Genomic DNA, 14,460 nt, shown 5'->3' with positions numbered 1-14,460 from the left:
CGCATGTCACCGTCGACGTACTCACACCTGCTCGCACCACTTGACCTCGGGTTCACCACCCTCCCGAACCGGGTCATCATGGGATCGATGCATCTCGGCCTCGAAGAGACGCCGGGTGGCTTTGCTCGCCTCGCAGCGTTCTATCGCGAGCGCGCTCGCGGTGGCGCTGCACTCATCGTGACAGGCGGCATCGCCCCCAACCCCGCAGGCAGGCTCACGGCCGGAGCGGCGCTCCTGAACTCCGAGGCTGAGGTTGCGCAGCACCGAATCTTGACCGACGCCGTGCACGCCGAAGCAGGTCGCATCGCACTACAGATCCTGCACGCCGGCCGCTACGCCGCACACGAGGATCTCGTTGCACCGAGCCCGATCCAGGCGCCCATTTCGCCACTGACCCCGCGCGAGCTCACCGACGCCGAAGTTGAGAGCACCATTGACGACTTCGTGCAAACGGCGCGGCTCGCGCAGCAGGCCGGGTACGACGGCGTCGAAATCATGGGCTCCGAGGGCTACCTCATCAACGAGTTCATTGCGCGACACACCAACACACGAGATGACCGCTGGGGCGGAACCTTCGAGAACCGCGCCCGCTTCCCGGTCGAAATCGTACGGCGCGTGCGCGAGGCCGTTGGCCCCGAATTCATCGTCATCTACCGCCTGTCAATGCTCGATCTCGTGCCAAACGGTTCGACTCCGCAGGAGGTCGCGGCGCTCGCTCAGCTCGTCGAGGCCGCCGGTGCCACGATCATCAATACCGGGATCGGCTGGCACGAGGCACGCATCCCCACGATCGCCAGCTCGGTGCCGCGCGGCGCCTTCGCCTGGGTCACGAAGCGCCTCATGGGTGAAGTCTCGATCCCGCTCGTGACCACGAACCGGATCAACACCCCAGACACTGCGGAACACCTGCTCGCCGAAGGCTACGCCGACCTCGTATCGCTCGCCCGCCCGTTCCTTGCTGACCCCGACTTCGTGCGCAAAGCAGCGGCCGGCACCCCTGAGCGCATCAACACATGCATCGGGTGCAACCAGGCATGCCTCGACCACACCTTTTCGGGCAAGCTCGCATCCTGCCTCGTCAACCCGCGCGCTGGGCACGAAACGGACCTCGTGATCACCCCGGCCACCCTCCAGCGCAAGATCGCGGTGATCGGATCCGGACCGGCTGGTCTCGCAGCGGCCACGACCGCTGCGGAGCGCGGGCACACGGTGACGCTGTTCGAGCAGGAGAGCAAGGTCGGCGGGCAACTCAACGTGGCCTTGCAGGTGCCAGGAAAGAGTGAGTTCACCGAGACGCTTCGCTACTTTTCCGGGCGCATCGTTGAAACTGGGGTCGATCTCCGCCTCGGTACCACCGCGACAGCTGCAGAGCTCGCCCACGCAGGCTTCGACGAGATCATTCTTGCGACCGGAGTGCATCCGCGACTGCCCGATTTCCCCGGTCTCGACGATCCCCGGGTGGTCACCTACTTAGACGTGCTGCGCGATCGCGTGCCGGTCGGCGACCGCGTCGCGGTGCTGGGCGCCGGAGGGATCGGCTTTGACGTTGCGGAGTTTCTGACACAGGCCGAGCCGGAAGACCCCGCCGATGTTGCTGCGTTCTTCGCCCACTGGGGAGTTGATCCGGCATCGGTGCAGCCTGGTGGCCTCGACGCTCCAGGCGCAAGGGCATCCGCGGATACTCCGGCGGCAACGTCCACACCCGCATCAGCGCTAACTGCCACACGCGCATCAGCTCCGCCCACACGCGCCGTCGTCATGCTGCAGCGGAAGTCAGGCAAGCTGGGGGCAGGGCTCGGCAAGACCACGGGATGGATTCACCGCACGGAGCTCGCGAAGCGCGGAGTGCAAATGATTCCTGGCGTCGAGTACCGTGGGGTCGATCCAGCCGGACTCCGCGTGCTCATCGACGGCGCGGAGCACACGATCGAGGCCGACACGATTGTCCTGTGCACTGGACAGGATCCAGCCCGCGAGCTCCACACTGAACTCGCGTCACTCGGGGTGACCGCGCACCTGATTGGCGGCGCGGACGTGGCGAGCGAACTCGATGCGAAGCGGGCCATCGACCAGGGCACACGCCTTGCCGCCACGCTCTGAGGGCGCACACCCAGCGGGGGCCCCTCCGGTCATGCCTGCACGCCCACACGCCTACACAGCGGGAATCACCCGGGCCAGCGCGCCCGGCAAGATCCGGCCTGAGACCGCCCCAGGGCACAGCTCTCGAGAGCGGGAGTCACTCCAAGATTGTGCGCGCTGCGGCGAGCGCATCGGCAACGATCTCGTCGAGTCGGTGCCGCCCCGCGCCCAGCTGCGCCCAGTGCCACACCGCGGCGAATAGGGCGGCGGCGTACCCGGCACCCGTGATCTCTGCCCGGAATCCCTTGGCCGGATCGCGCGGCGCTTCGCCCGCAAGCCGTGCAGCGATCGCCGCGGCAAGTCGCAGCTGACGCTCAGCACGCCCAGCAGCAAGCTCTCCTTCCACCCCCATCGTGCGAGCGTCCACGATTGCGAGCGCGAGCGTGTCGGGAGTGGCGCCGTCCGCGAAGAGCGCAAGGCCGTCGCGCACCGCGACCTCGGGACGAGCGAGGGCGGCTAGCACGGCGTCAATCCTTCGATCCAGCACGAACCACAGGATGTCTGATTTCCCAGCGAAGTAGTTGAAGAAGCTTGATCGACTCACGCCGGCACGGCGCGTGATCTCGGTCACCGACGTCGCTTCGTATCCCTGTTCAAGGAAGAGTTCCGTCGCTGCGTCAGCGATCGTCTCGTGCGAGGAAGCGCGGGGCCGTCCGCGCGGTGGGCTAGTCACCGTCCCACTCTATCTCGGGCAGCCCAGGAGCCTCCCTGTCGCACCGCGCACGCTCCACCCCCCCCACTCGCACGCAGGAGGCCCGGAATCCCCCGCTGGTCGCCGGTCTCCTCACCGGCTCCGGCGCACCCCAGACCAGCAGCATTTCGGCCGCGCACACTGCACACCAGGAATAGCGTAGGATCATCTTTGTTGAACTGAATCTATAAACGATTCTGTCGCGGCGCACGCTGCGACCACCCGCCCGAGGATCACCTCCGGGCCCAACCCCACAGGAGTCGCTGCCCCATGCCTCACACCTCCGTTAGCCGCCGCACGCGCGCCCTCGGCCTCGCGGCCATGGCCGGGATCGCTGCACTCACCCTCAGCGCCTGCGCCACCCCCGAGAGTGCAGAGGTCTCCGGCTCCCCGATCACTGGAGGCACCCTCGTCTACGCGACCGGTGACGCCGAGCCAAGCTGCCTTGATCCCCATGTTGGCGGCAACTACCCGCAGGCGCTGATCTCAACGCAGTACCTGGAGCCGCTGGTGGGCCGGGACGCCACCGGAAAGATCACGCCGTGGCTTGCGAGCGAATGGACCACCAGCGACGACGGGCTCATCTGGGACTTCACCCTGCGCGACGGAGTCACGTTCACCGACGGCACCCCGCTCGATGCCGCGGCGGTCAAGGCAAACATTGAGCATCTGCAGGATCCGGAAACCCAGTCCTCCACGGGGTACCTCGCGGTCGCCAAGGTTGCAAGCGTTGAAGCCGTCGATGAGCTCACGGCTCGGTTCACCCTCTCGGCCCCCGATTCTGCGCTCCTCGAATCGCTCAGCCAGCAGTGGACCGCGATCCAGTCCCCCGCCGGTATCGCGCGCGGCATGGAAGAAAACTGCCAGGCCCCCATCGGCACCGGCCCATTCACGATCGAAAAGTGGGCCCCGCAGCAGAGCGTGACGCTCGTCCGCAATGACGACTACCAAACGCCAGGGCCAGAGGCGAAACACGACACTGCCGCCTATCTCGATGGCATTGAGTGGCGCTTCATCCCGGATGCCGCCACCCGCTACGCAGCACTCGCGTCCGGCGAGGTGCAGGTGATCGATAATCCGCTCCCGAGCGACATCACGGCAGCGACGGAGGCAGGCATTGCCCACATCGACGCCCCACGGCCCGGATCGGTCAACCGGATCGAGCTGAACTCTGCGCAGGCCCCGTTCGACGACGTGCGCGTGCGTGAGGCGTTTATTCGGGCAGCCGATCCGAACCCCGGAATCGAAACGCTCTACCGCGGGACCGCAGAGCGTTCCTACTCCCCACTCGCCAGCACGGAGCCGGCTGCCGCGAGCGCCGAGGCGCTGTTTGCAACGGACGCGAACGCAGCAGCACAGCTGCTCGATGCGGCAGGGTGGACCGAAACGAACGACGCAGGTGTCCGGGTGAAAGATGGGAAGCCACTCACGGTCCGGTTCCCCGTCAGCACGAACCAGTCAGTTGCCGCTGAGCAGTCACTATTCGAGCAGATCCAGGCGAACACCGCCGCAGTCGGCTTCGACGTGCAACTCGAACCGGTCGACCTCAGCACCTGGTACGCCGCCCTCGGCGCGAATGAGTATGAGGCCGTGAGCGCGCCGTACACCAAGGTGGGGCCTGATGTCCTGCGGATCCTGTACCACTCCGACGGGATCGTGCCCGCACCGTCAGGCTACTTCGCAAACCACACGCAGCTCTCGGATCCTGCGCTTGACGCGATCCTCGACGAAGCCTCAGATACGCTCGACGAGGCTGCCCGCACGAAGCTCTACGCTGAAGCGCAGCAGCGGATCCTCGAGAGCTTCACCGTGTTGCCGCTCTATGACCAGCAGAACCACTTCCTCACCCGGGGCGTCACCGGGGTGACTACGCTGGGCACGGTGGCCACACCAACGTTCATCAACGCTCAGCTCACCAAATAGCGCAGAGCGCCCGGGCACGCTTCGGGAGCCAGAGGAGACCGAGAGTGAAAGTGCGGATCGTGCGCGCGGTGCTCGGACGACTGGGAGCGGCGCTCCTGGTCGTCTGGGTCACCGCGACGATCGTGTTTGTCGCGCTGCGCGCGACCGGCGACCCGCTTGAGGCGATCCTCGGCGGGCCGGGCTCGCAGGCTGGGCCGGAGGCCGTGGCCCAGGCACGCAGCAGCTACGGGCTCGACCAGCCGATCCTGCTGCAGTACGCAACACAGCTGTGGCGCACTGCGACGCTGCAGTTCGGTGATTCGTACGCGCGTAAACAGCCAGTGGCGGATCTCCTCGCCGCAAACGTTCCGCCCACCGTGCTGCTCGCGTCGCTCGCGCTGCTCCTCGCCTGGGTCCTCGCACTGGCTGGCGCCGTCTTGAGCACCGTGCAGCGGGGCAGAGTGGGCCGCGTCGTGCGCTCGGTCCTGGCTGGGGTCGAAACGATCGTGTCGGTAACTCCGCACTTCTTCCTCGGCGCGGTGCTCATCCTCGTATTTGCGAGTGCGTTGGGATGGTTCCCTGCGACAGGCACCGGAACTTCCCCCGCTGCCCTCGTCCTTCCCGTCGTCACGCTCGCGGTGCCGCTGGCTGGCTACCTCGCTCATGTGATGCGAGGTTCGCTCGACGAGGCCGACGACGCCCCGTTCACCACTACAGCCCGGGCGCGAGGCGGATCTGAACCCCGCGTGCTCCTCACCCACACGCTCCGTCATGCGGCGCTCCCAGCGCTCGCACTCTCCGGCTGGGCATACGGCTCACTGCTCAGCGGCGCGGTCGTGGTCGAGGCGCTGTTTGCCAGGCCGGGTCTGGGCCGCCTGCTGCTCGAGGCGACCCTGGTTCGCGATGTGCCCGTCGTGGTCGGAGCTGTTGCCGTGATCGCGCTGCTCTACGTTGTCGTGATGCTCCTCACCGATCTGCTCGAGGGCATCGTTGATCCGCGTCTCCGGGAGACGCATGCGAAGAGGGCAGCCTCATGATTCGGCGATTCGGTGTCCCCGAGTTCGCGAGCATCGCGGTGCTCCTGCTCGCGATGTTGGCAGTGTGCGCACCGCAGGTGCTCGCACCCGGCGATCCGCTCGCAGTGCACCCGGCCGATGCTTTCCAACCGCCGTCGATCGCCCATCTGCTCGGCACCGACGAGTCAGGTCGCGACATCGCCACACGCGTGGTGCACGGCGCTGCAACCTCGGTCGGCATCGGCCTCGCGGCAACGGGAATCGGGATCGGGATCGGCGCCCTCCTCGGGTTCGCAGCGGGACTCGGCCCTCGCGTCGTCGACTCCGCGCTCGGGAGGCTCTTCGAAGTGCTGTTCGCCCTTCCCACGCTCGTGATGGCGCTCCTGTTTATTGCGGTGCTCGGCAGCGGCCCCACCGCCCGATCCTCGCGATCGGCCTCGCCACGATCCCCGGCTACGCCCGGATGCTCCGCGCACGGGTGCGTGGCGTGGCTCGGAGCGGCTACGTCGAATGGGCACGGCTCGATGACGTCGCTCCGCTGCTCGTGTTCACCCGCCATATCGCCCCGAACGCACTGTGGCCGCTCGTTTCTGCGGCCACACTCGGGGTCGGTCAAGCGATCGTGTGGGTTTCAGCCCTCGGGTTTTTGGGCCTCGGCGCCGAGCCACCGGCGCCCGAGTGGGGCGCCATGCTCAATGCCGGGCGCGTGTATCTCACGACCGCGTGGTGGATGACGGTCGGGCCTGGCCTCGCCATCGTGCTCACCGCGGCGGCCCTCACAGTACTCGGTCGTCGCTGTGCTGGCGGAGAGGATCTCACGTGACACACCCCCTGTCGCACCTGATTCGGGCGCCGGATCCGAGCCCGGAACTGGAACTGGAGCCAGCCCCGCGGCCGGGTCTGGAACTGGAACTGGAACTGGAACTGGATCCAGCCCCGGTTCCGGGCTGAGTGCCAGTGCCGTCTCCGCTCCCGGCAGCACACACGCCGCGCACCCCGCCCTCCTCGTGCGCGGCCTCACGGTCGAGCTCCCCGATGGTACGCCAGTACTCGCGAATCTCGATCTCACCGTCTCCGGAGGCGAGTGCCTCGCCATCGTGGGTGCATCAGGTGCAGGGAAGTCGGTGCTCGCGCGCACGCTGCTCGGCTTGACCCAGGAGCGGCGGCGTTGGAACGTACGATCAGAATCGTTCACGATCGCCGGGCAGGAGTTGCGCCGCGCGAGCCCCAGGCGCTGGCGCACGGTGCGCGGCACGGCGGTCGGCCTCGTACTGCAGGACGCCCTGCAGTCCCTCGATCCGCTCCGGACGATCGCCGCCGAGGTCGGAGAAGCTCTCAGGATCCGCGGAGTGCGGGGGGCCGAGCGACGTGCAGCCGTGATCACTGCACTCGCAGCGGCAGGTCTTCCCGACGGCGAAGCCCGCTTGCGGCAGCGCTCGGGTGAATTGTCCGGCGGCATGCGCCAGCGCGCCCTCATCGCCTCGGCGCTTGCCGCGAACCCGGCCCTGATCGTGGCCGACGAACCGACCACCGCGCTCGACTCCGCCACTGCCGCGCACGTCCTGGCGAGCTTCCGTAGAATCCGGGACCGCGGGACCGCGCTCGTGCTCATCAGTCACGACCTCAGCGCAGTCGCACGGGTCGCGGACCGAATCGCAGTGCTGCACGACGGCCGGATTGTGGAGTCTGGCCAGGCACAGCAGCTTCTCGAGCACCCGCAGCACTCCGCAACGCGCGCCCTCGTCGCTGCGATCCCCCGCGGCCCGAAGCCGACACCCGCGCCCAGCGCTACCCGCGGCGAGGCCGAGCCTGAATTGCTTCGCCTCACCGGGGCAGTGCGCGAGTTCGCTTCGCCGAGCGGCGGCACCGTCGGGCTCCGCGGCGTAGATCTCTCACTGCACCGCGGTGAGGCCGTGGGGGTCGTCGGCGAATCGGGCGCTGGCAAGACCACGCTCGCCCGGATTCTGGCCGGAGCCGAGGCGCTCGATTCCGGAGAGCTGGCTCGTGTGGTGCCGAGTACCCGGGTCCGGCTGATCCCCCAGGATCCCTTCGCCACCTTTGATCCGCGTTGGCGGGTCGACCGGATCCTGCGTGCGTCGCTACGGCCCGGGGCCGATGCGCGTCCCGCGGAGCTCCTGCACCGAGTTGGCCTGGGTCCTGAGTTTCTGACTCGGCGCCCGGCGTCGCTCTCCGGCGGGCAGCGGCAGCGCATCGCGATCGCGCGAGCGCTCGCAGCGCAGCCCGATGTGCTCGTGTGCGACGAGCCGGTCTCCGCCCTCGACATGGCTACGCAGGCCGGCATCCTGGATCTGCTGCGTGATCTACAGGCGAGGGAGGGGGTCGCGCTCGTGTTCGTGTCACACGATCTCGCGGCGGTGCGCACGGTGAGTGACCGCACGCTCATCATGCGCGACGGTCAGGTGGTCGAAGCGGGCCCAACGGAACACGTGTTCAGCGCTCCGCAGCACCCGTTCACGCGCGAGCTCATCGCGGCCGCAGGGCGCTCGGTCTGATCCGGGCTGGTGGCTCCCGCGCCCCCACCTGCTGACATTTGTCTCTGGTGCGCATGAGGGTGCGGGGCTCCCGCCACCCACCCCACACTCATGGGTCGAATTGTGGGGCTTCACCCGCATGAAGCCCCAAAATTCGACCCATGAACGGAATTACCTGGCGGCTGGGGCGTGGAGCTCGCGGTCCAGGGCGGCACCGAGCTCGCGACTGAGCGCGGGCGCGAGCGAGCGGGCGTAACTCGCGGAGACGTGGTCAGTGTCGTAGAACACAGGCAGAGTGCCGATCACGCCGGAACACAGGCCATCGCGGCAGAAACGCTCGCTCAGGTCGACTGAAGTGATCCTCGGATCACCCAGCAGCTCGATTGCGGCGATCTGCGGATCGGGCGGCAGCACCTCAGCCTCTGGCGCGACGCACGCTCCACTGGCCGCCCCGCGTTGCACCCCCTGCTGCGTCCCTCGCTGCGACACGCAGTCCGGTCCGAGCGCCGTGCCAGCCGTCGGCACGTCCCGGATCACCACAACCTGCGCGCCCGCGTCTGCCCAGGCGACGAGCGTCTCCCCCATCGCGGCGGCCAACTGCTCGGGCTGGGTCCGCCCAGAGCCATCATCGATTTCCTCAGCGGAGGCAAAGTTCGAGACGAGCACCAGATCAGGGGCGTCGGCGACGATCCGCTCGGAGACTTCGGTGATCCAGGACGCGCAGGAGTCGCGCTTCGCCTGGTCTGTTTCCCCTCCGAACGCGCGCACGAGCGGAGTCGCAACACTGGGACACCCGCCCTGCATCGTGTACGCCACGCGCCACTCGTTGGCGCGCCCAATCTCGTTCACCGCGGCTTTCCAGTGCTCGGCGTGCGAGTCCCCGACGAGCCACACCCGATACGGGTCACTCGTAGCGGGGACAGACGCATCACCACCAGCCCCGCCAGCTCCAGCGCCAGCGCCAGCGCCAGCGCCGAAGTCGCACTCGACGTACGACGGCTTCCCCTCGGCGAAGATCTGACGCTCGTCCGGCTGCAGTGCGCACTCAGGCGCCACGGCAGACCAGGGAGCCTCGGACTCGCCACCGGCCGGGAACATCGCCGGCCCGAACGGGTCCGCGCAGTCGCGCTCGGGATCGAGTGCCTCCGCGCCGAAGCACCCCGAGCCCTGCGCTGCATCCAGCCGCGCCTGATCACGCGCTTCAGCAGCGCCGGCAGCCCACACGGTGCCGCCCGCCACGAGCCCGACCACCGCCACAGAGGCAAGTGTGGCGAGGAGCGTGCGGCGCGGTCGCGCGCCCGCAAACAGCTTGGTGCGGCCCGGATCCTCGATGAAGCGTTTGGTGAGCGCGGCGAGCAGGATACTGATCGTGAGCAGTGCGACCCGATCCGCGGTGCCGAGATCTCTCGCGAGCACAAACGGCGCGATCACGATCAGCGGCCAGTGCCACAGGTAGAGGGAGTAGGAGATCCCGCCGAGGTACTGCACGGGCAGCCAGGAGCCGAGCCGGGCCGGCGACCACCGCGGCAACTCCGGCCCCGCCACGATCACGAGCGCGGTCCCGAGCGTGGGCAGCAGCGCCCACCACCCGGGGAACGGCGTCGCTTCCGTAAACCACAGGGCAGCGCCGAGGATCGCGCCATAGCCCACAAGCTGCGCGATCCCACGCAGGGCGAGGGCGGGCCGGCGTGCACACCACGCGGCAACGGCGGGCGCGCACACTGCGAGGAGCGCGCCGACCATGAACTCCCATACGCGCCCAAACGTGTTGAAATACGCGGCTGCGGGGTTCGCGCCTGTCTGCCAGATCGAGAACAGCAGGGAAGCCGCTGCGAGCACCGCGATCGATCCGAGCAGCGCTCCGTTCCGGCTCGCGATCCTGCCCGAAACGCCGCGGGCGAGCAGCCAGCCGAGCACGAGCAACGTCAGCGGCCAGAGCAGGTAGAACTGCTCCTCGACGGACAGCGACCAATAGTGCTGCGCTGGAGTGGCTGCCTGCCCTCGGTCAGAGTAGTTCACCGAGGAGGCAGTGAGTATCCAATTCTCAACGTACGCCGCCGAAGCGAAGATCTCGCGCGCGATTCGGGCCCACCGTTCAGCAGGGAGCCAGATCACCGTAGCGGCGAGCGTGACGACGCCGACGAGCAGAGCTGCGGGGAGCAACCGCCTCGCTCGGCGCGCGTAGAACTGCGAGAGCGAAATTCTGTCGCTGCGCCGGATCTCACCCAGCAGGTGGGCCGTGATCAGGAATCCGGAGATCACGAAGAATACGTCGACGCCGACATAGCCGCCGGGGAGCCGCTCCGGCCAGAGGTGATTGATCACCACGAGCAACACCGCGATCGCGCGCAGCGCCTGGATGTCGTGGCGCACCCGAGACCGCTGGCGCGTCACTGGCGGGTCGGGGCTGCTCACCGGTCAACGGTACCAGCGAGCAGCCCACACAGTACCGGCTATGCGTCCTCGCGCAGTGAGAGCTTCGAGCGTTTCGAGGCAGTCGAGCCCGTCGATGCCTTCGCCAGCTTCGACGGCCACCAGATCGCGCGCCCAATGTCGTACGTGAGCGCCGGCACGAGCAGCGAGCGCACGATAAACGTGTCGAGCAGCACACCGAACGCGACGATGAAGGCGATCTGGACGAGGAACAGGATCGGGATCACGGAGAGCGCGGCAAACGTTGCCGCGAGCACCAGCCCGGCTGAGGTGATCACGCCGCCTGTGATCGAGAGCCCGCGCAGGATCCCCTGTCGGGTCCCGTGTTCGAGTGATTCTTCCCGCACGCGCGTCATAAGGAAGATGTTGTAGTCGATTCCGAGCGCCACAAGGAAGACGAAACTGTAGAGCGGCACTGCGGGATCGACCCCTGGGAACTGGAACACGTGGGTGAACATCCAACCGGCAACCCCCAGCGCCGTGCCGAAGGAGAGCACGGTGGTTGCCACCAGCAGCAGCGGTGCGACGACGGATCGCAGCAACAGCATCAGGATCAGGGTGATGACGAGCAGCACGATCGGGATGATGAGTGTGCGGTCATGGATCGACGCGTCATTCGTGTCGATCGCAGTCGCGGTCACACCTCCCACGAGCGCAGCGGGGGCCGCGTCTGCGAGTGCGGCCCGCAGCTCACGCACCGTATCGCCAGCCGCATCGGAGTCGGCCGCCTGCGTAAGCGTGCCCTGCAGCAGCATATCCCCGTTCGACACAGTCGGTTGCGGCGCCACAGTTCCCGGAGCCGCAGGCGGACCGGGCGCCGCGCCTACGCCGTCAGCGGTGACCGGCAGCGTGCCACTCGGAGCATCGCTCGCCGCGACCGTGAGCCCGTCGATCGCCGGAGAAGCCAGCAGCACGTCGGCCGCGGCCTGGAGCGCGTCCTCGGGCACGATCACTGATACCGGACTCCCCGATCCGCCAGGGAAGTGCTCACCGAGGGCCTGCTGCCCATCGCGGGCCTCAGAAGATCCGAGCACGAGGTCGGACTGCGGCACGCCGGTCGCGTCGAGCTGGGTCGCTCCGACCACACCGACGGCGAGCACGAGTGCGGTCACGATCCAGATCGGGCGGTGCTTGCGTTTGATCCAACCGGCCAGCTTCGCCCACACCCCTCGCGGATCGCCGTGCTCAGCGGCAACGACGTCAGGCTCGAACTTGGGACGTCGCGGCCAGAACGCTGCACGACCGAACGCGAACAGGATTGCAGGGAGGAGCGTGAGCGCGGCGAGCATGGCAAAGACGATGCCGATCGCGGCAATCGGCCCGAGCGAACTGTTCGATTTGAGATCTGACAGCAGGAGGCACAGCAGGCCAGCGATCACCGTGCCGCCGGAGGCAAGGATCGGCTCAAGTGAGCCGCGGAGCGCGGCGAAGGTCGCCACAGCGGTGTCCTCCTGCACACGCAGTTGTTCACGGTACCGGGAGACATAGAGCAGCGAGTAGTCAGTCGCGGCGCCAATCACGAGAATAAAGAGAATGCCCTGTGTCTGCCCGGACAGCATCAGGAGGCCCCACTTCGCGAGCCACCAGTTGAGCAGCAGGGCTCCCGTGAGCGCGATCATGCTGGTCGAGAGCACGGCGACTGGCAGCAGCAGTGAGCGGTACACGACGACGAGGATCAGGAACACGGCGAGCAGCGCGACACCGAGCAGGATCCCGTCGATTCCCTTGAAGCCGTTCACGAGGTCCGACGTGAACCCTGCCGGGCCGGTCACGTATACGGAGACGCCCTCGGGAGCGGCCGCGCGCAGCTCGTCCCCGACCGCTTGGACGGTGTCGTTCAGCCCTTCACCGCTGTCCAGCGGCACGAACACCTGCGCGGCTTTGCCGTCTCCAGAGGGGATCACCGGGGAGAGCTCCGCAGACACCCCGGGAACCTGATCGGGCAGAGTTGCGACAGCCTCGGTGAGCGTTTTGAGCTCTCCGTCACTGAGTGGGCTCTCGCTCGTGAGCACCACCACAGCTGGGATGTCGTCAGAGTCACTGAAATCGCCGAGCCGTTGCTGCACCTTTGTGGCATCAGAAGACGTGGGCAGGTAGGTGGTCTGATCGTTGGAGGAGACCTCGCTCACCTTGCCGAAATACGGCCCACCCACACCACTGACCGCGACCCACGCCACGATCAGCACTGCTGGTAGCAGGATTCGTAGCCACCGTCGCCGACGCGGTCCAGCATGATTCGCGGCCATCCGCTCCCCCAATTTCCCTAGCCAAGTTACTTAATACACTTTGGCATACATATCTCTGCGGCTAATATAGCATCATGTCTGCTTCCGTTCCACAGCCGCCGCACGCCACCCCAGCGGTGTATGGCGTCGAGAGCAACGACCCGGACAGCCGGCTGATCGATCGCTCAGCGGTGCCCCCTCAGGACCTCGATGAGATCGGGGCGCTCATGGCCGCGCTGGGCGCGCTTCGAGAGTCGGAGGACAAGCTCTCCGAGGCCTCGCTCGCCTACATGAAGCTCGGTCGCACTGACATGCGTGCACTCCACTTCCTCATCGTCTCTGAGAACCAGGGCACCGTTGCCACGCCTGGAGCAATCGCCGCCCATCTGCGCATCACCACCCCCTCGACCACGAAGCTGCTCGACCGGCTTGAGCGAGGCGGCCACATCACCCGCTCGATCCACCCCTCCGATCGGCGCGCGTTTGCGATCACGATCACGCCGGAGACCCGGGAGGCCGCTTTCCGCACCGTGGGCGCGCAGCAGGCCAAGCGTTTCCACGCCGCTGCACGGCTCACCTCTGACGAGCGCGCCGTGGTCACGCGGTTCTTACACGACATGGCCACAGAGATCGATGTCTCGGGCGAAGAATGGGCACGCGCAGGCCAGTAGGCTGAGCCCATGGCAATTGGCGCGACGATCCACACGTTTGAGATTCAGCTGGCCGACGTGGACCGCGGTGTCTATGAGGAGCTGCAATTGCGGGTTGCGCGGCATCCCTCCGAGACGGACGCGTATATGGCAACGCGTATCCTCGCGTATTGCCTCGAGTACCAAGAGGGAATCGTATTCAGCGCCGGCGTCTCCTCGACTGATGAACCGGCTGTGCTGGTGCGAGATCTCACGGGCCACATCACGGCATGGATCGAGATTGGCGCGCCCGACGCGGCACGATTGCACTTCGGCAGCAAGCTGGCAGATCGCGCGGCGGTCTACACTCACCGCGATCCAGCGAAGCTCCTCACCTCGTGGGAGGGCAAAACGATCCACGAGTCCGCGGACATCGTGGTGCGCTCATTTGATCCCGGCTTCATCGACGCAGCGGTCGCCCCGCTCGCGCGTCGCAACACGATGACTGTCTCCGTCACTGAGGGGCAGCTCTACTTGGAACTCAATGGTGTGACGCTCAGCTCCGAGGTGCATGAGCACCGGATCGGGGAGCGCTGACGCCGCACCCGTGACTTCCACACGGGGGTGGGCTATGGTCAGGCTTGGGTACCCACTTCCAAGTGAAGGGAGAGTGAGATGTCCAGCAAAGATCGCGGTCAGAAGACCACGAAGAAACCCGCCAAGCAGACGCTGAAAGAAAAGCGCGCGGTGAAGCGCGGGAAGAACAGCACAGACAACTCAGTGCTGAACAAGTAGCACTGGCCACGAGAGGGGCGCGGGGGTTTCCCCCCGCGCCCCTCTCGTGTGTGTGCGTGTCGGCATCCGCGCCCTTCTCGAGCCGCGCCCGCATCGCACGCGTGAGAGAGTCCGCTCTGCCACGATCCCGCGGCGGCA

General features: G+C 67.2%; 11 protein-coding genes. 8 read left to right on the top strand and 3 right to left on the bottom strand.

All coding sequences use genetic code 11. The features are described from left to right. Positions 1-3 precede the first annotated feature (3 nt). On the top strand, positions 4-2,100 hold the full coding sequence (locus K1X41_RS13615; protein WP_220174856.1) for an NADPH-dependent 2,4-dienoyl-CoA reductase: 2,097 nt from the start codon (positions 4-6) through the stop codon (positions 2,098-2,100). A 136-nt stretch (positions 2,101-2,236) separates the two neighbouring features. Here K1X41_RS13615 and K1X41_RS13610 read toward each other — a convergent pair whose 3' ends face one another. Next, entirely contained in the window at positions 2,237-2,812 is a 576-nt protein-coding gene (locus K1X41_RS13610; protein ID WP_220174855.1) for a TetR/AcrR family transcriptional regulator, read from the bottom strand. 288 nt (positions 2,813-3,100) lie between these two features. On the opposite strand from K1X41_RS13610, the gene K1X41_RS13605 reads away from it, so the two are divergent. From K1X41_RS13605 to K1X41_RS13590, 5 genes are read left to right on the top strand one after another with little or no spacing between them, the layout of a single operon-like run. Then, a complete protein-coding gene (locus K1X41_RS13605; RefSeq protein ID WP_220174854.1) occupies positions 3,101-4,753 on the top strand; it encodes an ABC transporter substrate-binding protein in 1,653 nt (550 codons plus the stop codon). Positions 4,754-4,797: 44 nt separating this feature from the next. Next, on the top strand, positions 4,798-5,769 hold the full coding sequence (locus K1X41_RS13600) for an ABC transporter permease (protein WP_132202254.1): 972 nt from the start codon (positions 4,798-4,800) through the stop codon (positions 5,767-5,769). Continuing rightward, positions 5,747-6,571 carry an ABC transporter permease gene (locus K1X41_RS16035; RefSeq protein ID WP_309478053.1) on the top strand — a complete coding sequence of 275 codons (825 nt, stop codon included), beginning with the start codon at positions 5,747-5,749 and terminating at the stop codon, positions 6,569-6,571. Before K1X41_RS13600 ends, K1X41_RS16035 begins: the two co-directional genes overlap by 23 nt. Next, positions 6,568-6,699, top strand: a complete 132-nt coding sequence (locus K1X41_RS15855) for a hypothetical protein (protein WP_258566560.1) — start codon at positions 6,568-6,570, stop codon at positions 6,697-6,699. The genes K1X41_RS16035 and K1X41_RS15855 overlap by 4 nt, the downstream gene beginning before the upstream one ends. A gap of 56 nt (positions 6,700-6,755) precedes the next feature. After that, positions 6,756-8,261 carry an ATP-binding cassette domain-containing protein gene (locus K1X41_RS13590; RefSeq protein ID WP_258566559.1) on the top strand — a complete coding sequence of 502 codons (1,506 nt, stop codon included), beginning with the start codon at positions 6,756-6,758 and terminating at the stop codon, positions 8,259-8,261. Between the two features lie 150 nt (positions 8,262-8,411). Here K1X41_RS13590 and K1X41_RS13585 read toward each other — a convergent pair whose 3' ends face one another. Together K1X41_RS13585 and K1X41_RS13580 are read right to left on the bottom strand one after the other, a co-directional pair. Further along, complete coding sequence (locus K1X41_RS13585; RefSeq protein WP_220174853.1) at positions 8,412-10,655, bottom strand: acyltransferase family protein; 2,244 nt, start codon at positions 10,653-10,655, stop codon at positions 8,412-8,414. Between the two features lie 38 nt (positions 10,656-10,693). After that, positions 10,694-12,919, bottom strand: coding sequence for an MMPL family transporter (locus K1X41_RS13580; RefSeq protein ID WP_220174852.1), 2,226 nt, complete (start codon positions 12,917-12,919; stop codon positions 10,694-10,696). 74 nt (positions 12,920-12,993) lie between these two features. On the opposite strand from K1X41_RS13580, the gene K1X41_RS13575 reads away from it, so the two are divergent. Both K1X41_RS13575 and K1X41_RS13570 read left to right on the top strand, forming a co-directional pair. Then, positions 12,994-13,569 (top strand): MarR family winged helix-turn-helix transcriptional regulator, encoded by a 576-nt coding sequence (locus K1X41_RS13575; protein WP_132202246.1) that lies wholly within the window; start codon positions 12,994-12,996, stop codon positions 13,567-13,569. 9 nt (positions 13,570-13,578) lie between these two features. Next, entirely contained in the window at positions 13,579-14,124 is a 546-nt protein-coding gene (locus K1X41_RS13570) for a YaeQ family protein (RefSeq protein ID WP_132202244.1), read from the top strand. Positions 14,125-14,460 lie beyond the last annotated feature (336 nt).

The sequence above is a fragment of the Leucobacter luti genome (assembly GCF_019464495.1).
Lineage (GTDB): Bacteria > Actinomycetota > Actinomycetes > Actinomycetales > Microbacteriaceae > Leucobacter > Leucobacter luti_A.
The sequence above is the reverse complement of the archived record's forward strand: the minus strand, read 5'-3'. Positions and strand labels throughout refer to the sequence as shown.

Coding starts and splice junctions, on each gene's coding strand:
- K1X41_RS13575 (WP_132202246.1), top strand. CDS start 12,994: ATGTCTGCTTCCGTTCCACAGCCGCCGCACGCCACCCCAGCGGTGTAT.
- K1X41_RS13605 (WP_220174854.1), top strand. CDS start 3,101: ATGCCTCACACCTCCGTTAGCCGCCGCACGCGCGCCCTCGGCCTCGCG.
- K1X41_RS16035 (WP_309478053.1), top strand. CDS start 5,747: ATGCGAAGAGGGCAGCCTCATGATTCGGCGATTCGGTGTCCCCGAGTT.
- K1X41_RS13570 (WP_132202244.1), top strand. CDS start 13,579: ATGGCAATTGGCGCGACGATCCACACGTTTGAGATTCAGCTGGCCGAC.
- K1X41_RS13580 (WP_220174852.1), bottom strand. CDS start 12,919: ATGGCCGCGAATCATGCTGGACCGCGTCGGCGACGGTGGCTACGAATC.
- K1X41_RS13615 (WP_220174856.1), top strand. CDS start 4: ATGTCACCGTCGACGTACTCACACCTGCTCGCACCACTTGACCTCGGG.